Source organism: Pseudomonas sp. CM25 (assembly GCF_013179705.1).
Classification (GTDB): Bacteria; Pseudomonadota; Gammaproteobacteria; order Pseudomonadales; family Pseudomonadaceae; genus Aquipseudomonas.
The window spans coordinates 1-17,581 of the sequence record NZ_JABMCW010000096.1 but is presented as its reverse complement, the minus strand read 5'-3'; the positions used below and the strand labels follow the sequence as shown (position 1 = coordinate 17,581).

Genomic DNA, 17,581 nt, shown 5'->3' with positions numbered 1-17,581 from the left:
CCGTCGCGGCTAGCCACCACGTTCTTGGTCCAGTGGTGGTTCAGCGGACCGCCTGGCAGCTCGACCACCGGCTGCCCTTTTTCACCTATCTGCAAAGCCCCCGGCTGGTAGTGAAAGCGCAACAGCCTGTCGGTGTCGGCGACGTACAGGTCATTGCCAACCAAGGCCATGCCGAACGGGGAGTTGAGCCCTTCGATAAACGGTGTGCGCAGTTCTGCGACACCATCATGGTCGGCATCGCGCAACAGGGTGATACGGTTGGCGCTGGGCACCGCTGCGCCTGCGCGTTGCATTGCCTTGCCCATGAACCATCCGCGTATGCCCTTGCCATCTTCGGGTTTGGGCGGTGCATTGGTTTCTGCCACCAGCACATCGCCGTTGGGCAGCACGTACAACCAGCGCGGATGGTCGAGCTTGTCGGCAAACGCCACCACTTGCGTGCCTGCTGCGGCCGTGGGTTTGCCGCCCTGCGGCCAGCCGATCGCCGGGGCAACGTTTACGGTGGGAATCAGGGACTTTCTAGGGGCGGGCAATTGCGGCGTCGGGCCGCTGCCCTGGTCCACATTCAACAGGGCTGTTTCGCCACAGCCGGCCAGGCATGCCGCGATTGTCAGTGCAGTGAGGGTGCGGGTTCGGTTCATGTGCGCTGCTCTGCAGGGAGTCTTTTGCATTCAGAACTCGCTGCTGCACGTTGGGTTCAGTCAGGCAGGGTCACCTACCGCGCTCAGATATATCTACCGCCGCCAGGGGTGTGCAGCTGACGAACATTTCGTTTCCGGCATCTATCAGGAAACGACCATGTACGACCTGCAACAGGCAATGCTGCATAACCTTCGAGTGCTGGGGGCTGGTCATGAGCTGGCGCAGTTGGCGCGGGATTTTGTTCGCGAGTACCCCGACCCCTACCGGTTGGCCCGCGACCATGCCAGTGCCATCGTGCGCCAGCACACGAAAAAAGACTGGGATCCGGACCGTGTCTGGTGGCACCAGTTCAAGGGTGCCAGTTCCAGCAGCCGCAGTTTCAACGGTTGGGCGCACAGCGGCCCCCCGGTCAAGTCGCTGCGCCTGACCGAGCTGGTGATCGAGCGTTTCGACCTGGGCTTTCAGGACGCCACCGATGAGCTCGACCTGTACGGTGGCTTCTACCGACAGGGCCCCCATGCCCCCTGGTTCGATGAACGTAACGAAGTGCCGATGCTGGCGCGCGATGTACAGCGCGATTTCTGGAAGCTGGATTTTGCCCAGGTCGTGCGCCAGCAGGTTAATGACTTCTGGGTTGCCCATGCGGGCGACTTTCAGGTGTTGGCCAAGGTCAACCTGATGGGTGAATGCGCGCGAGCGCTGCGCGAAGGCAGCATCACTGGCGACGATGCCTCGCAACTGCGAAGCCTGGTGAATATCGGCTTGAAGCCCCAAGGCAGCGTGCCGACCCTGGCACAACTGCGTCAGCCGACTGGGGCCAGCGAAATAGCCGTCAGCGCCTGCCACCCCGCAGGGGCTGGGCGGGTGTGGATGTATGTGCTGTCGCTACCACACGGGCGAACCGTGCTTTACCTGCCTTTCGATGAACAGACACTGCGCGGCTTTGACTCACCGGAAGCGATGGCCGGATGGTTCAGCGCCCAGCTGCGTAGCAAGGCGGGGGTGCAGCGTGTACTGGCGGGCATCGTCACAGACCCGCAGTTGACGGTGGAAACGGATGATGCACGAGAGGCCCTGCAGACCATTGCAGATAGCCCGGGGGGGGCACGAGGCGCTGGGCCTGCTGGCGCGTTCATACAGGCCTGTTTCAGGTGATTTCTTCGCCCACCTGGGGAAGGACGCTGCGCAGAACATGAGGCACAACGCTGAAATGCTGGTGGACAACCACCGGTTGCGGGAAGGAATGTTCAGCGGCTATGTCGATGTGTTGTTACGGTTCTCGTTCTACTTTGCGCCGCTATGCCCAAGCCTGCCGCTGGCGATTCTGGGCCTGTCGCTTGCCAAGCTGTATGTAGATATCGACCAGGGCCTGCATGCCCGTACCCGCGAGGGCCGCGAGGCAGCGCTGGGGGCAGCGATTTTCGACAGTATCTTCGCGGCCTTGGGCATGGTCGAGGTCGACGCCAAGACTGCGAGCACGCTCAGAGCCCTGTCGTATCGACCCGCATTTCACGAGGCAGAGGCTTCACTGGCCGGCTGGCAAGTGGCACCCGCGCCTGAACAGGTGCTGGAGGGGCAGGAGGCCAATGTACTGCTGGCGGGCAAGCCGCTTGGCGCCGACGAGCTCAAGGGCATCCGGCTTGGCGCCAATGGCGAATGCTGGATTGACCTGGGTGGCCTGCCGTACCGGGTGCGCTACAGCAGCGAGCTCGAGCACTGGCTGGTGGTTGACCCGGGCAACCCGTTCGCCTTCAGCCCCATACGCCCGGTGCGCCTGTCAGGTAGTGGCGAATGGGAGATGCTCGAACCGCCGCGGCTGACGGGTGGGGCCCCTGACGACGGCTTGGCAAGTGAGACATCGCCATTCTGGGACGAGTACATGCGCAGTAACCAGCAGCGTAGTGCTGCAATCTCCACTGAGGCGTTCTTGCGGCATCAGGCGCTGCTGGATTCAGCGGATATCGCCTTGGTGCCTGACGGGGGCGATCCGTTATCCGATTCCCAGGGATACGAATACGTCGAGTACGAGGGGCAGGCGCAATACACCTACCGGGAGGGCGCGGGCTACAACAACAGCCTGATCGAGGTCTACACGCATGATGATTCGATCAACAGTTTCCTGCGTGAGGGGCAGCGAACCAGCTCGTCGGTCCGCTACCTGAACAAGCTTGCAACCAGTATGGAGCGCCTGCCCCGGGATGCTGCAGTCCCCCTTTACCGCGGCGGGCACGGGGTACGAGGCACCAGTGGCGTGCATTTTTGCAGTGGGCGTTTCAAGGTAGGCGATACATTGGTCAACACCGATCTCTCATCCTTCACCGAAAACCCATACATGATGCGCAAGTTCGCCGCCGACCCGGATGACATGGCCAGTACGGGGGAACTCGGTGTGTTCGATGAAAGTTCAGTGGTGTTCGAACTACCTGCTGGCGCGTATTCGAGTGGCGTTCCGGTCACGGCGTTCTCTGCCTACAAGGAGGAAGCCGAAACCTTGTTCATGCCTGGCGCCTATTTCCAGATCGAGCATATAGGCCAGATCACCGGGGCGGACTACCGCTTTGTCAATGTCCGGTTGCGCCAGGTACCCAAGCCGGCTTCAGGTCCGGTGTATGACTTGCGCACTGGCGTGGTGTTTGCCAGGGATGCCTACCTCGAGCGCCTGGGTAGCCCGCAGTTGGTCGATCGTTTCTTCCCGGCCTGATCTTGTGGCCGTCCCGCTGCTCAGGCTTGTTTGAGCAGCAGCGCCACCCCCGGGAAGTACTGGCCTTGCTCGTTGTGCAGCTTGCGATAGGCATACGGGAAGTACCAGGCGATGGCGCAGGCGGTATGCGTTTTCAGGTCGTCGACCAGGTCCTGCAGTTCTTCGGGGCTGGCGTGCTGGCCTGCTTTCCAGGGGCTGATGAACAGCGCCGCCGCCTTCAACTGGCTCGGGTAGGCGACCTGTCGGGCGAGGGCGGCGGTCTGTTGCAGGGCGCCAGCCATGTCCAGCCGGCCGACCTTCGGCCAGCGCTGGCTTGTACTGAGGTACAGGGCCTCCTCGGCGCTGATGATCGACAGGTCGCAACGCCCTTCGTTTTCGCCTTCGTCGCGCTGCTTCTTGCCGGCGAACTGCTGCAATGCTGCCAGCTCGGCCTGCCAGGCGGCCGCTGCCAGCAGCCCGACGTTGGCAGCGGCGCCGTGCCAGTAAGGGGCTTCAGCATCGCCGGCAAACTGGTTGAAGCGGTCGATGCAGTCGACCCAGCGCTCCAGCACGGGGCTGAGAAACTCCAGGCGCGGGTTGTTGATGATCTGGCCTCGCATGCTGCGCTCTCCTGTTGCAGGTGTGTTCCCATTCACTCGGGGGTGATGGCTATGAGCCATCACTGGGTTGAGTGTGGCACACCTTGGGGATTTGGCCATTGCGCGGTGGCGTGCCTGTTCGACGGCAATGGTCCCGGTTCGATTGACGCTCAGGGTGCAACCCTCTAACCTTCGCGCGTGTTTCAGGTGCCCTGCCAGCCTCGACCTGGCAGGGTGAAACTGGGAAGCCGGTGGGCGCCAGCAGGGCGCGATTCCGGCGCTGCCCCCGCAACGGTAGGTGAGTCGCGGCCGCGCAGGGCCACTGGGTGCCAGCACCCGGGAAGGCGCGCAGGCCCGGGCCAAGGCCCGCTCACAAGCCCGGAGACCGGCCTGAAACTGCCAACGGCATCACGGAGGGTGATGCGCGGTGCACCGTGGCCTGCGGCCGCGGCCCCTGCGCGTTCTCCGTTTGCCTGCCTATTACCTGCCGTCGCGCGTTGCCGTGGCGCCAGCCAGCGGAGAACCCTGATGAGCGAACCCACCGAACGCGACGAACGCCACTTGGCGCGCATGCAGCGCAAGAAGGCGATCATCGACGAACGTATCGCCAATTCCCCCAACGAATGCGGCCTGTTGCTGGTGCTGACCGGCAATGGCAAGGGCAAGAGCAGCTCGGCCTTCGGTATGCTCGCGCGCGCCCTGGGCCATGGCATGCAGTGTGGCGTGGTGCAGTTCATCAAGGGCCGTAACAGCACCGGTGAGGAGCTGTTCTTCCGGCGTTTCCCCGAGCAGGTGCGCTACCACGTGATGGGCGAAGGCTTTACCTGGGAGACCCAGGACCGCCAGCGTGATATCGCCGCCGCCGAAGCGGCCTGGGCCGTTTCGCGCCAGTTGCTGCAGGACCCGAGCGTGCAGTTCGTGGTACTGGATGAGCTGAACATCGCCCTCAAGCATGGCTATCTCGACCTTGACCAGGTGCTTTCCGACATCCAGGCCCGTCCGCCCATGCAGCATGTGATCGTCACCGGCCGTGCGGCCAAGCCCGAGATGATCGAGCTGGCGGACACGGTGACCGAAATGGGCATGCTCAAGCACGCCTTTCAGGCCGGGATCCGCGCACAAAAGGGCGTAGAACTGTGAACCAGCCCCGTCATTGCCCCGCCGTGTTGATCGCGGCACCGGCCTCGGGCCAGGGCAAGACCACCGTTACTGCTGCGTTGGCCCGCTTGCACCGTAACCACGGGCGCAAGGTGCGGGTGTTCAAATGCGGGCCAGATTTTCTCGATCCGATGATTCTGGAACGTGCCAGCGGTGCGCCGGTTTATCAACTGGATTTGTGGATGATCGGTGCCGAGGAAAGCCGCCGCCTGTTGTGGCAAGCCGCAGGTGACGCCGACCTGATCCTGATCGAAGGGGTAATGGGGCTGTTCGACGGCACGCCGTCCAGCGCCGACCTGGCGCGCCACTTTGGCGTGCCGGTGCTGGCGGTGATCGATGGCACGGCCATGGCTCAGACCTTCGGCGCATTGGCCCTGGGCCTGGCACGTTACCAGGCCGACCTGCCATTCGCCGGCGTGCTGGCCAACCGTGTCGGCAGCCTGCGCCACGCGCAACTGCTGGAGGGCAGCCTGACCGAAGGCTTGCGCTGGTACGGTGGCTTGTCGCGCGAGCGTGGCATCGAACTGCCCAGCCGTCACCTGGGCCTGGTCCAGGCCAGCGAGCTGAACGACCTCGACGCACGCCTGGACGCCGCCGCCGAGGCGCTGGGCGCCAGTTGCGATGCTGCCTTGCCGCCGCCAGTGGCCTTTGCCGCGCCCGAGCCACAAGCCAGTGCTGCCTTGCTGGCCGGCGTGCGTATTGGTGTCGCACGGGACGAAGCCTTTGCCTTCACCTATGGCGCCAACCTCGAACTGCTGCGCAACCAGGGTGCACACCTGGAATTTTTCTCGCCGCTGCATGACCGCGAATTGCCTGCGGTCGACAGCCTCTACCTGCCGGGCGGCTACCCTGAACTGCACCACCACGCCCTGGCTGCCAACGCGCCGATGTGCGAGGCGATCCGTGCCCATCACGCCCAGGGAAAACCGCTGCTGGCAGAGTGCGGCGGCATGCTGTACCTGCTTGATGCCCTGACCGATGTGGCCGGCGAACGTGCCGAACTGCTCGGCCTGCTGCCCGGCGAGGCAACCATGCAGAAGCGCCTGGCAGCGCTGGCCCTGCAGGCAGTGGCGCTGCCGGAAGGCACCCTGCGTGGCCACACCTATCACCACTCGCTGACCAGCACCACGCAGGAACCGATCGCTCGCGGCCTGAGCCCCAACGGCGGGCGGGGCAATGAAGCGGTGTATCGCCTGGGGCGGCTGACGGCTTCCTACGTGCACTTCTACTTCCCCTCCAACCCGGACGCGGCGGCGGCGCTGTTGCGACCATGAGCCAGCACGCCTTCAGCGACGCCGAGCGCGCCGCCATTTACCGGGCCATCGGCGAGCGCCGCGACATGCGCCATTTCGCCGCTGGCGAGGTAGCGCCGCAACTGCTTGGCCGCCTGCTGGCTGCCGCGCACCAGGCACCCAGTGTCGGGCTGATGCAGCCCTGGCGCTTCATCCGCATTACCCAGCGTGACCTGCGTACACGTATCCAGGCACTGGTGGAGGCGGAGCGAGTGCGTACCGCCGAGGCGCTGGGCGAGCGCTCCGATGCCTTCATGAAACTGAAGGTGGAGGGCATCAACGACTGTGCCGAGCTACTGGTGGCGGCCTTGATGGACAACCGTGAGTCGCACATATTCGGCCGCCGCACCCTGCCGGAAATGGACCTCGCCTCGCTGGCCTGCGCCATCCAGAACCTCTGGCTGGCCGCCCGGGGCGAAGGCCTGGGCATGGGCTGGGTGTCGCTGTTCGACCCGCAGGCGCTGGCGGCCTTGCTGGGCATGCCGGCCGGGGCCAAACCGGTGGCGGTGCTGTGCCTGGGGCCGGTCACCGAATTCTACCCGGCGCCGATGCTGGTGCAGGAAGGCTGGGCCGAAGACCGGCCCTTGACTGAAATGCTGTTCGAAAACCAATGGGGAGAGCGCCAATGAGCGTGGCCTTGCTGACCGTGGCCGGGGTGGCGCTGGACGCCTTGCTGGGCGAGCCGCAGCGGCGCCACCCGTTGGTGGCATTCGGCACTATGGCCAGTAACCTCGAGCGCCGCCTGAACGCCGGCGGGCGCGGCTGGCGCAGCCACGGCGTGAGCGCGTGGTTCCTGGCGGTGGTGCCGCTGACCCTGGGGGCGCTGATTCTGTCCTGGCTGCCGTATATCGGCTGGCTGGTGGACGTGCTGGCGCTGTACTGCGCCGTCGGGCTGCGCAGCCTGGGCGAGCATGTACTGCCAGTGGCCAACGCCTTGCGCCAGGGCGACCTGGCAGAGGCACGGCGGCGGGTCGGCTACCTGGTCAGCCGCGAAACCCGCGAACTGGACGAGCCCGCCGTGGCCCGCGCGGCCACCGAGTCGGTGCTGGAAAACGGCAGCGATGCAGTGTTCGCCGCGCTGTTCTGGTTTGTGGTCGCTGGCGCGCCGGGCGTGGTGCTGTACCGCCTGAGCAACACCCTGGATGCCATGTGGGGTTACCGCAACGAGCGCTTCGAGCGCTTTGGCTGGTGTGCGGCGCGCATCGACGATGTGCTCAACTATATTCCCGCAAGGCTGGTGGCGCTGACCTATGCGCTGCTGGGCAAGACCCGCCTGGCCCTGGCCTGCTGGCGCAAGCAGGGCCCGTTGTGGGACAGCCCCAACGCCGGGCCGGTGATGGCCGCCGGTGCCGGTGCGCTGGGGGTCGAGCTGGGCGGCCCGGCGGTGTACCACGGTGAGCTGCATGAACGACCCCGCCTGGGCGAGGGGCCGATGGCCGACGCCGACGCCATCGAGCGTGGCTGGTACCTGGTCCAGCGCGGCGTGTGGCTGTGGCTGCTGGTGATCTGCCTGGGGGCGTATATCAATGCTTGAACACGGTGGCCGCTTGCTGCGCGCTGTGCGGCAATACGGCATTGCTCGCGAGCAATGGCTCGACCTGTCCAGTGGCATCGCGCCTTGGCCGTTCCCTATCCCTTCGATCCCTGTGGATGCCTGGGCCCGCCTGCCGGAAACCGAGGACGGCCTGGAAGATGCAGCGCGCACCTACTACGGTGCCCGTCAATTGCTGCCAGTGGCCGGTTCGCAGGCCGCGATCCAGGCATTGCCGCAGCTGCGCGCAGCCGGCCGGGTAGGGGTGCTGACCCCGTGCTATGCCGAGCACCCGTATGCATGGCAGCGGGCGGGGCATCAGCTGCTGGAGCTGGATGAAACGCAGGTCGAGGCGGCGCTCGACACGCTCGATGTGCTGGTGCTGGTCAACCCCAACAACCCAACGGGGCGCCGGGTGCCGCGTGAGCGCCTGCTGGCCTGGCATGCTCGCTTGGCCGCCCGCGGTGGCTGGTTGCTGGTCGATGAAGCGTTTATCGACAACACACCTGCCGAAGGCGTGGTCGGTTGCGCCGAACGCCCAGGCCTGATCGTGCTGCGCTCGTTTGGCAAATTCTTCGGCCTGGCTGGCGTGCGCCTGGGTTTTGTTGCTGCCGAGCGCAGCCTGCTGCTGCGCCTGGCTGAGCTGCTCGGCCCTTGGACCGTGAACGGCCCGACCCGGGTGCTGGCCCAGGCCTGCCTGGCCGATCAAGCCGCCCAGCGTCAGCAGATCGAACGCTGCGCTGGCGCCAGCCAGCGGCTGGCCGAGCTTTTACGCAGCGCTGGCCTGGCGCCCAGCGGTGGCTGCGACCTGTTCCAGTACGTGCGTAGCCAGCACGCTGTGCAATTGCATGACTTCCTCGCCCGCCGCGGCATCCTCGTGCGCCTGTTCGAGCAGCCTCTGGCCGTGCGCCTTGGGCTGCCCGCTTGCGCGGCAGATGAACAGCGCCTGGCCCAGGCCCTGGCGGATTACCAGAAGGAAACAGCATGACCACCCTCATGGTGCAGGGCACCACCTCTGATGCGGGCAAGAGCACCCTGGTGACCGCGCTGTGCCGCTGGCTGTTGCGCCAGGGCGTCGGCGTGGTGCCGTTCAAACCGCAGAACATGGCGTTGAACAGCGCGGTAACTGCCGACGGCGGTGAAATCGGCCGGGCCCAGGCCGTGCAGGCCCAGGCCTGCAGGCTGGCGCCGCACACCGACATGAACCCGGTGCTGCTCAAGCCCAACAGCGACACCGGCGCCCAGGTGATCATCCATGGCCGCGCCGTCACCAGCATGAACGCGGTGGCCTACCACGACTACAAGGTCATCGCCATGCAGGCGGTGCTGGCCTCGCACCAGCGCCTGAGCGCCGTCTGGCCAGTGGTGATGGTCGAAGGTGCGGGGTCGCCGGCAGAGATCAACCTGCGTGCCGGCGATATCGCCAACATGGGCTTTGCCGAAGCGGTGGACTGCCCGGTGATCCTGGTCGCCGACATCAACCGCGGCGGTGTATTCGCCCATCTGGTCGGCACCCTCGAACTGCTGTCGCCTAGTGAGCAGGCGCGGGTCAAGGGATTTGTCATCAATCGCTTCCGCGGTGACATTGCCTTGCTGCAACCGGGGCTGGACTGGCTGGAAGAGCGTACCGGCAAGCCGGTGCTTGGTGTGCTGCCGTATGTGACCGACCTGCACCTGGAGGCCGAAGACGGCATCGATGTGCGCCAGGGCGCCAAGCACGAGCGCGTGCTCAAGGTGATCGTGCCGGTACTGCCGCGCATCAGCAACCACACCGACTTCGACCCGCTGCGCCTGCACCCGCAGGTAGACCTGCAGTTCATCGGTCCGGGTCAGCCGATTCCGGCTGCCGACCTGATCATCCTGCCGGGCTCCAAGAGCGTGCGCGGCGACCTGGCACAGTTGCGCGAGCGCGGTTGGGAAAAGGCCATCGCGCGGCATTTGCGCTATGGCGGCAAGTTGATTGGTATTTGCGGCGGCTTGCAAATGCTGGGTCGCGAAGTGCATGACCCGCTGGGCCTCGAAGGCCCTGCAGGCTCAAGCCTGGGGCTTGGCCTGCTCGACTATGCCACGGTGCTGGAAGCTGAAAAGCAACTGCGCAACGTTGCTGGCACGCTGAACCTGGAAGCAGCGGCGGTGGCAGGCTATGAAATTCACGCTGGCGTCACCACGGGGCCTGCCCTGGAGCATCCTGCAGTGACGCTGGCTGATGGCCGCTGTGACGGTGCTGTCAGTGCTGATGGCCAGGTGCTCGCCACTTATCTGCACGGTTTGTTCGAAGGCAGCCAGTCGTGCGCGGCGCTGCTGCGCTGGGCAGGGCTGGAGGATGTGCAGACCATCGACTACCAGGCTCTGCGCGAACGCGATATCGAACGCCTGGCCGATCTGGTGGAGAAGCACCTGGACACGGCGCAATTGCGTCAACTTTGTGGGGTGGCCTGATATGCGCAGCCTTGTACTCGGTGGTGCCCGCTCCGGTAAAAGCCGCCTGGCCGAACAACTGGCCAGTGATAGCGGCCTGCCAGTGACCTACATTGCCACCAGCCAGCCGCTGGACGGTGAGATGAACGAGCGCGTGCTGCTGCACCGCCAGCGGCGGCCGGATGACTGGGGGCTGATCGAAGAGCCGCTGGCTCTGGCCGCAGTGCTCCGTGCCAACGCGGCAGAAGGGCGCTGCCTGCTGGTGGATTGCCTGACCCTGTGGCTGACCAACCTGTTGATGCTGGAAGACCAACAGCGCCTGGCCGAGGAACGTGATGCCCTGCTGGCCTGCCTGGAGCCATTGCCTGGCACTATCATCCTGGTCAGTAATGAAACTGGCTTGGGGGTAGTGCCCATGGGGGAGCTGACCCGGCGTTATGTCGATTTGGCCGGGTGGTTGCATCAGGCGGTGGCCGAGCGTTGTCAGCGCGTGGTGCTGACGGTGGCGGGGTTGCCGTTGGTGCTGAAAGGGGCTGGGTTGTGAGGGGCCGTCATGAATGCTTTGAGCCGGGAAGTGTCCGCCTTGAGTATTCCGCCGCCGGTGAGATCGAGCGCCGCCCGCGCGGCGCATCGCCGGCAAGCCAGCTCCCACCTCTGTTTCTAACCAGTTATACCTGTGCAATTGGCGCGCGTCCCCCTGGAGCACGACGCAGTATCGAAGGGGACAACCAAGGGACCGCGCGCTAATGGATCAGGAGTAATTGGCCCGAAACAGATGTAGGAGCTGGCTTGCCGGCGATGCGCCGCGCGGGCGGCGCTCGATCTCACAGGCGCCGAAATACTCAAGGCGGACACCTCCCGGTCCACCACACTCACAACTCTTTTCCCAACCTGAAACAGGCCTACACCCATGACCCAACCCTGGTGGCAAACCCCCTGCCAACCCCAAGACAGCGTCGCCATGGACCAGGCCCGCGCCCGTCAGCAACAGCTGACCAAACCCGCAGGCTCGCTCGGCCAGCTGGAGGGCCTGGCCATCCAGCTGGCCGGTCTGCAAGGCCGTGAGCGACCAAGCCTGGACCAGCTCGCGATCAGCATTTTCGCCGGCGACCACGGCGTAGTCGAAGAGGGCATCTCGGCCTATCCGCAGGCGGTGACCGGCCAGATGCTGCGCAACTTCGTCGGCGGCGGCGCGGCAATCAGTGTGCTGGCGCGCCAGCTGCAGGGCAGCCTGGAAGTGATCGACCTGGGCACCATCGACGCTCATCTCGAGCTCCCCGGCGTGCGCCATCTGCGCCTGGGCACCGGTACGGCCAACTTCGCCCGCCAGCCAGCGATGACCGAAGGTCAGTTACACGCCGCCCTGCAGGCCGGCCGCGACAGCGCCCTGCGCGCAGCCGAACAGGGCGCGCAGTTGTTCATCGGTGGCGAGATGGGCATTGGCAACACCACGGCCGCCGCGGCCTTGGCCAGCATCCTGCTGGGCTGCCCGGCCCTTGAACTGAGCGGTCCTGGCACGGGCCTGGACGCCGCCGGTGTGCGGCACAAGGCCGAGGTCATCGAACGGGCGCTGAGCCTGCATGGCCTGCAAGCGGATGATCCACTGCAAGCACTGGGCTGTGTCGGCGGCTTTGAAATCGCGGCTTTGGTCGGCGCCTACATCGGCTGCGCGCAGGCAGGTATCGCGGTGCTGGTGGATGGCTTCATCTGCAGCGTCGCCGCGCTGCTGGCCGTGCGCCTCAACCCGCAGTGCCGGGCCTGGCTGCTATTTGCCCATCAAGGCGCAGAGCCTGGGCACAAGGCCCTGCTTGCCGCGCTGCAGGCCGAGCCATTGCTGGCCTTGGGGCTGCGCCTGGGCGAGGGGAGCGGGGCTGCCCTGGCCGTGCCGCTGCTACGCCTGGCCTGTGCGCTGCACGGGCAGATGGCAACCTTTGCCGAAGCTGCAGTGGCGGACCGCCCGGCATGATCCTCGACCTGCTGCGCCACGGTGAAACGGAACAGGGCGGCCTGCGTGGCAGCCTCGACGATGCCCTGACCGACAAGGGCTGGGCGCAGATGCGCAGCGCGGTTGCCCAGGCCGGCCCCTGGGAGGTACTGGTCAGCTCGCCGTTGCAGCGCTGTGCGCGCTTTGCCGATGAACTGGGCGCACGGCTGAACCTGCCGGTGCAGCGAGAGCCCGCACTGCAGGAGCTGCACTTCGGCGATTGGGAAGGCCGCAGCGCCGCACAGATCATGGAAGATCAGGCGGATGCGCTGGGGCGTTTCTGGGCAGACCCTTACGCCTTCACACCGCCCAATGGCGAGCCGGTCGAAGCGTTTGCCCAGCGTGTGCTGGAGGCTATCGAGCGCCTGGCCGGTCAGCATGCCGGCAAACGCGTGCTGCTGGTGACGCATGGCGGGGTCATGCGGCTGTTGCTGGCGCGTGCCCGTGGCTTGCCCAGGGCGCAGTTGCTGCAGGTCGAAGTCGGGCATGGTGCGTTGATGCGGCTGGTACCGAACGACCACGGGCAACTGCTGGAGGGGCGTTGAAATGCTGCCGTTCTGGATTGCCTTGCAGTTTCTCAGCAGCTTGCCCGTAAGCCTGCCGGGTATGCCGGCACCGCGCGAAGTGGGGCGTTCCCTTTTGTATTACCCGCTGGTGGGGCTGCTGCTTGGCCTGCTGCTGTGGCTGGCCAGCCAGCTACTGCAAGGTACCCCGGCACCACTGCACGCGGCTTTGCTGCTGACGCTGTGGGTACTGCTCAGTGGCGCCTTGCACCTGGATGGCTTGGCTGACAGTGCTGATGCATGGCTAGGTGGTTTCGGCGACCGTGACCGCACACTGCGGATCATGAAAGACCCTCGCAGTGGCCCGATTGCCGTGGTCACCCTGGTGCTGGTGCTGCTGTTGAAGTTCTGCGCCTTGTGGGTGCTGGTTGGGCAAGGTATCGGGGCGCAGTTGCTGCTGGCGCCGCTGATCGGGCGAGCGGCGATGTTGGGCCTGTTCCTCGGTACGCCTTATGTGCGTCCCGGCGGGTTGGGCCAGGCGCTGGCCGAGCACCTGCCTCGGCGCGAGGCTGCCTGGGTTTTGCTCGTCAGTGTGCTGCTGTGCATCGTGCTAGCTGGCCATCAGGCGTTCTCGATCATGCTGGTGGTATTGGCGGGCTTCGCCTGGCTACGTCACGCGATGTGTCGGCGCCTTGGAGGGACTACGGGTGACACGGCAGGGGCGATGTTGGAGCTGTTGGAGCTGGCAGTGGTGCTGGTGCTGGCGATCTAGGAATATTCCGACGATTTTTTAAGACGTAGCTGTAAGGCTTTTTACCCTTCGAATCCCGGTAATTTCCGGAAAGATATCAGCAAAAGCCACCATCTTCTTGCAGGCGTATGCTCGCCGCTTCTTCAACTGACAAGGAGCGTGCGTGCCATGCGTCATTTCGTTCTCGCTGCATTGTTGTCGTTCATGCTGCCGGCTGCCACGGCGGCCGAGTTAATGGCTTTCTGGGACAACCCTCGCCATGGCGGCAACAGCTTCAATCGGTTACCGCCCGATCAAGCCTACTTCGATGCCCTGAGCGGCTATGGCGCGACCTGGGTGCGGCTGTCCTACGATAAATGGCAGCCGGCCCAGCGTGATTTTCTGCTCGGCGACGCCGATGACTATCAAGGCCTGCCTGCTGGCGACCTGGCGATCTTGCGCGCCACCCTCGACCGAGCTCACCAGGCGGGGCTGAAAGTTGTCATTGCACCGCTCTCGCTGCCTGGCATGCGCTGGTCGCAGAACAACCAGGGGCAGTTCGACGATCGTCTCTGGCAAGACAAGCGCTACTGGCGGCAGGCTGAGGCCTTCTGGCGCGATGTGGCGCGCGAACTGAAGGACCACCCGGCTATCGCCGCCTATAACCTGATCAATGAACCAGCACCGGAAAAACAGGGCGGCTTGGCCGAGCATGCCGAGACGGTACAAATGCAGCAGTGGTATGCGCGAGAGCAGGGTGGTGCGCGAGATCTGCCAGCGCTTTATCGACAATTGATAGCGGCTATTCGTGAAGAGGATGCCGATACACCCATCATGGTCGATGCCGGCTGGTTCGCTGCAGCAGACGCGTTCGGTTACTGGCCCGCCCCTCTGGAAGACCAGCGGGTGCTGTACAGCGTGCACATGTACGAACCCTATGTTGCCACCAGTGCGCCCAATATGACGCGCAAGCAGCCCATCGCCTATCCCGGTCCGGTAGCCTTCGCCGGGCAAATCCAGCAGTGGGATGGGCAACGGGTGGAACGTTATCTGCAACTGCCCCTGGCCTGGATTGCGGCCATGAACCTGCCGCGTTCACGCCTGGTGGTGGGTGAGTTCGGCTGCATGCGCCGGCTGCCGGGCTGCAAGCAATACCTTGAGGATGTCCTCAGCGTGCTGGATCGCAACCAGTTGCACTGGGCGTTCTACAGCTTTCGCGAAGACAACTGGGATGGCATGGATTACGAGCTGGGTTCGGCCAAGGTGCCATGGCGCTATTGGCAGGCGATCGAGGAAAATGCGCCGGACCCTTTGCCGCGCAACGGCACGCCGGAATTCGAGCCGATTCGCAAACGATTGAATCCAGATTGAGCTTGTCGGCTAAAAATGAAATGTCTTGCAACAGTCATGACGCGGGTATATACACGTATCCATGCTGACCAGTGAATGCATCTGCACCCATTTGCGTCGTGCCGCCCGCGGGGTGAGCCGGCACTATGACGAAGCCCTTGCGGACTTCGGGGTGAACGTTGCTCAGTTTTCCCTGCTGCGGCATTTGCAGCGGCTCGATCGCCCGAGCATCACTGCCCTGGCCGAAGCCATGGGGCTGGAGCGCAGTACCCTGGGGCGCAACCTGCGTGTGCTGGAGGCTGAGGGCTTGGTGGCCTTGGCCGATGGCGACGACCAGCGCAACCGCGTGGTGTTGCTGACCGAGGCGGGCATGCGACTGCTGCACGCGGCCCGCCCAGCCTGGGAACAGGCCCAGGCCTCGCTTGTCGAGCGGCTGGGGGCAGGGCAACGGGATGAACTGGTGCGCCTGCTGGACCAGCTGGCCTGAATTGATACGACTATAAGCGGGTATATACCCGTAAAAACCTTGCGATGTGCTGGAGATAATGACAATGACTTCGGTGTGGCGAACCAGCGGGTGGGTATTGGTAGGGGCCGCGCTGATCCTGGCGCTGTCCCTGGGTGTGCGGCACGGCTTTGGCCTGTTTCTGGCGCCAATGAGCGCTGATTTTGGCTGGGGGCGTGAAGTGTTCGCCTTCGCCATTGCCTTGCAGAATCTGATCTGGGGCCTGGCACAGCCGTTCGCGGGCGCCCTGGCCGACCGGTTGGGGGCGGCGCGGGTGGTGATCATTGGTGGCATTCTCTACACCGCGGGGTTGATGCTGATGGGCATGGCCGATTCGGCATGGTCGCTGTCGCTCAGTGCCGGTTTGCTGATTGGTATCGGCCTGTCCGGCACGTCGTTCTCGGTCATTCTAGGCGTGGTCGGGCGGGCTGTACCTTCCGAGAAGCGCAGCATGGCCATGGGCATCGCCAGTGCTGCCGGCTCTTTCGGCCAATTCGCCATGCTGCCGGGCACCCTTGGCCTGATCCAGTGGCTGGGCTGGTCCGCCGCGCTGCTGGTGCTGGGCCTGATGGTGGCGTTTATCGTGCCCTTCGTCGGGCTGCTGCGCGATCGTCCGCTGCCCAGTCATGGCGCCGAGCAGACCCTGGGTGAGGCACTGCGCGAGGCTTGCTCGCATTCCGGTTTCTGGTTGCTGGCGCTGGGCTTCTTCGTCTGTGGCTTCCAGGTCGTGTTTATCGGTGTGCATTTACCTGCGTATCTGGTTGACCAGCACTTGGCGGCGACCACTGGCACGACGGTGCTGGCGCTGGTTGGCCTGTTCAATATTGTCGGCACCTTCACCGCCGGCTGGCTGGGCGGGCGCATGTCCAAGCCGCGCCTGTTGACCGGCTTGTACCTGCTACGTGCGGGGGTGATCGGGCTGTTCCTGTGGGCGCCGGTTAGCCAGTTCAGTGCTTACCTGTTCGGTATCGCCATGGGCCTGCTGTGGCTGTCCACCGTTCCACTCACCAACGGCACCGTGGCCACGCTGTTCGGGGTGCGTAATCTGTCCATGCTTGGCGGTATTGTTTTCCTGTTCCACCAGTTGGGTGCCTTCTTGGGTGGCTGGCTGGGCGGGGTGGTGTATGACCGTACCGGCAGCTACGACCTGGTCTGGCAGATATCCATCCTGCTCAGCCTGCTGGCTGCCGCCCTGAACTGGCCGGTGCGCGAGCGCCCGGTGGCCCGCTTGCAGGCCCAGGCGGTATGAACCGCTACCTGGTTCGCGGGCTGCTGGCCGTGGCTGCGCTGATGCTGCTGGCGTGGGCGTGGTGGGGCTGGCACCAGGGCGGGATGGCGTTGATGCAATTGGGCATGAGTGTTTGTTAGGCGCTACCCTGCAAGCTCAAGGAATGTTTTGCGGGAGTGATGAACCATGCGTGCACATTGGTTGACGGTGCCGGTGCTGGCCCTGGTTGGCAGCGCATCAGGCTGGGCTGCCGATTGCCCGGCGTTGTTGCAGGGGAGCCTGCCAGAATTGCGGGGCAAGGGGCAGGTCGAGTTGTGCGAGCGGTTTGCGGGCAAGCCGCTGGTGGTGATCAATACGGCGAGCTATTGCGGGTTTGCGCCGCAGTTCGAGGGGCTTGAGGCGACGTACAAGGAGTATCACGGGCAGGGGCTTGAAATGCTTGGTGTGCCGTCCAATGATTTCAAGCAGGAAGATGCCGACAGTGAGCAGACGGCCAAGGTCTGCTATGCCAATTACGGGGTTACGTTCACGATGACCAAGACGCAGGCGGTGCGGGGCAAGGATGCAATACCGCTGTTTGCGGAGCTGGCTAGCCAGAGCAGTGCGCCGAAGTGGAATTTCTACAAGTATGTGGTGGATCGCAAGGGCAAGGTGATTGGTAATTTCTCTAGCCTGACCAAGCCGGATGACCCGGAATTCCGGGCTGCCATTGAAAGGGCTATCGGCTCTCAGCCGTGACCTCCATGAATGCCCATGGCTTGAAGCTTGGAGCTTGGAGCTTGGAGCTTGGAGCTTGGAGCTTATGCGCCGGTTTTGATATGGCGAACAGTCCAGTTGCGATGGCGACGCTTACTCACCTTTTCGCCCTTACGGCGAGTCACTTTTTTTCTTGGAAAAAAGTAACCAAAAACCGCTCGCTCCCATCATCCGGCCCCTACGCTGCGCTTCGGGGTCCCCTCAC

The 17,581-nt window shown here is 64.5% G+C and carries 18 protein-coding genes, 1 pseudogene and 1 riboswitch; of the genes and pseudogenes, 17 read left to right on the top strand and 2 right to left on the bottom strand.

Translation table 11 applies throughout. From position 1 onward, the window contains the following. Window positions 1-641: pseudogene (locus HP546_RS12805) on the bottom strand (sorbosone dehydrogenase family protein); the annotation flags it as partial. A gap of 157 nt (window positions 642-798) precedes the next feature. Here HP546_RS12805 and HP546_RS12800 point away from each other — a divergent pair. Continuing rightward, window positions 799-1,797, top strand: coding sequence for a dermonecrotic toxin domain-containing protein (locus tag HP546_RS12800; protein WP_172225419.1), 999 nt, complete (start codon window positions 799-801; stop codon window positions 1,795-1,797). Between the two features lie 37 nt (window positions 1,798-1,834). Then, window positions 1,835-3,343 (top strand): hypothetical protein, encoded by a 1,509-nt coding sequence (locus tag HP546_RS12795; protein ID WP_172225417.1) that lies wholly within the window; start codon window positions 1,835-1,837, stop codon window positions 3,341-3,343. Between the two features lie 20 nt (window positions 3,344-3,363). On the opposite strand, the gene HP546_RS12790 is transcribed toward HP546_RS12795, so the two are convergent. After that, window positions 3,364-3,942, bottom strand: a complete 579-nt coding sequence (locus HP546_RS12790) for a hypothetical protein (RefSeq protein ID WP_172225415.1) — start codon at window positions 3,940-3,942, stop codon at window positions 3,364-3,366. Window positions 3,943-4,109: 167 nt separating this feature from the next. Then, window positions 4,110-4,330: riboswitch (cobalamin riboswitch) on the top strand. A gap of 119 nt (window positions 4,331-4,449) precedes the next feature. Here HP546_RS12790 and cobO point away from each other — a divergent pair. The 15 genes from cobO to HP546_RS12720 all read left to right on the top strand — a co-directional run bounded on the left by cobO (window position 4,450) and on the right by HP546_RS12720 (window position 17,358). Beyond that, entirely contained in the window at window positions 4,450-5,061 is a 612-nt protein-coding gene (gene cobO / locus HP546_RS12785; RefSeq protein WP_172225412.1) for a cob(I)yrinic acid a,c-diamide adenosyltransferase, read from the top strand. Then, window positions 5,058-6,353 (top strand): cobyrinate a,c-diamide synthase, encoded by a 1,296-nt coding sequence (locus HP546_RS12780; RefSeq protein ID WP_172225409.1) that lies wholly within the window; start codon window positions 5,058-5,060, stop codon window positions 6,351-6,353. Before cobO ends, HP546_RS12780 begins: the two co-directional genes overlap by 4 nt. Then, window positions 6,350-7,000, top strand: a complete 651-nt coding sequence (bluB, locus tag HP546_RS12775) for a 5,6-dimethylbenzimidazole synthase (protein WP_172225406.1) — start codon at window positions 6,350-6,352, stop codon at window positions 6,998-7,000. Before HP546_RS12780 ends, bluB begins: the two co-directional genes overlap by 4 nt. Continuing rightward, on the top strand, window positions 6,997-7,905 hold the full coding sequence (gene cbiB / locus HP546_RS12770) for an adenosylcobinamide-phosphate synthase CbiB (protein WP_172225394.1): 909 nt from the start codon (window positions 6,997-6,999) through the stop codon (window positions 7,903-7,905). Before bluB ends, cbiB begins: the two co-directional genes overlap by 4 nt. Then, a complete protein-coding gene (gene cobD / locus HP546_RS12765; protein WP_172225392.1) occupies window positions 7,898-8,890 on the top strand; it encodes a threonine-phosphate decarboxylase CobD in 993 nt (330 codons plus the stop codon). The genes cbiB and cobD overlap by 8 nt, the downstream gene beginning before the upstream one ends. Continuing rightward, a complete protein-coding gene (locus HP546_RS12760; RefSeq protein ID WP_172225390.1) occupies window positions 8,887-10,341 on the top strand; it encodes a cobyric acid synthase in 1,455 nt (484 codons plus the stop codon). The genes cobD and HP546_RS12760 overlap by 4 nt, the downstream gene beginning before the upstream one ends. 1 nt (window position 10,342) lies before the next feature. Further along, a complete protein-coding gene (gene cobU / locus HP546_RS12755; RefSeq protein WP_172225388.1) occupies window positions 10,343-10,864 on the top strand; it encodes a bifunctional adenosylcobinamide kinase/adenosylcobinamide-phosphate guanylyltransferase in 522 nt (173 codons plus the stop codon). A 366-nt stretch (window positions 10,865-11,230) separates the two neighbouring features. Continuing rightward, a complete protein-coding gene (gene cobT, locus HP546_RS12750) occupies window positions 11,231-12,286 on the top strand; it encodes a nicotinate-nucleotide--dimethylbenzimidazole phosphoribosyltransferase (protein WP_172225386.1) in 1,056 nt (351 codons plus the stop codon). Further along, on the top strand, window positions 12,283-12,849 hold the full coding sequence (gene cobC / locus HP546_RS12745; RefSeq protein ID WP_172225383.1) for an alpha-ribazole phosphatase family protein: 567 nt from the start codon (window positions 12,283-12,285) through the stop codon (window positions 12,847-12,849). Before cobT ends, cobC begins: the two co-directional genes overlap by 4 nt. Before the next feature lies 1 nt (window position 12,850). After that, window positions 12,851-13,579 (top strand): adenosylcobinamide-GDP ribazoletransferase, encoded by a 729-nt coding sequence (locus HP546_RS12740; protein WP_172225380.1) that lies wholly within the window; start codon window positions 12,851-12,853, stop codon window positions 13,577-13,579. A 213-nt stretch (window positions 13,580-13,792) separates the two neighbouring features. After that, window positions 13,793-14,908: a glycoside hydrolase family 5 protein gene (locus HP546_RS12735; protein WP_256678466.1), complete on the top strand. Its 1,116-nt coding sequence runs from the start codon at window positions 13,793-13,795 to the stop codon at window positions 14,906-14,908. Window positions 14,909-14,969: 61 nt separating this feature from the next. Beyond that, on the top strand, window positions 14,970-15,374 hold the full coding sequence (locus HP546_RS12730) for a MarR family winged helix-turn-helix transcriptional regulator (protein ID WP_172225374.1): 405 nt from the start codon (window positions 14,970-14,972) through the stop codon (window positions 15,372-15,374). Window positions 15,375-15,438: 64 nt separating this feature from the next. Next, window positions 15,439-16,641 (top strand): MFS transporter, encoded by a 1,203-nt coding sequence (locus tag HP546_RS12725; RefSeq protein ID WP_175586347.1) that lies wholly within the window; start codon window positions 15,439-15,441, stop codon window positions 16,639-16,641. Next, window positions 16,638-16,760 (top strand): hypothetical protein, encoded by a 123-nt coding sequence (locus HP546_RS31365; RefSeq protein WP_256676397.1) that lies wholly within the window; start codon window positions 16,638-16,640, stop codon window positions 16,758-16,760. The genes HP546_RS12725 and HP546_RS31365 overlap by 4 nt, the downstream gene beginning before the upstream one ends. 46 nt (window positions 16,761-16,806) lie before the next feature. After that, a complete protein-coding gene (locus tag HP546_RS12720; RefSeq protein WP_172225371.1) occupies window positions 16,807-17,358 on the top strand; it encodes a glutathione peroxidase in 552 nt (183 codons plus the stop codon). Window positions 17,359-17,581 lie beyond the last annotated feature (223 nt).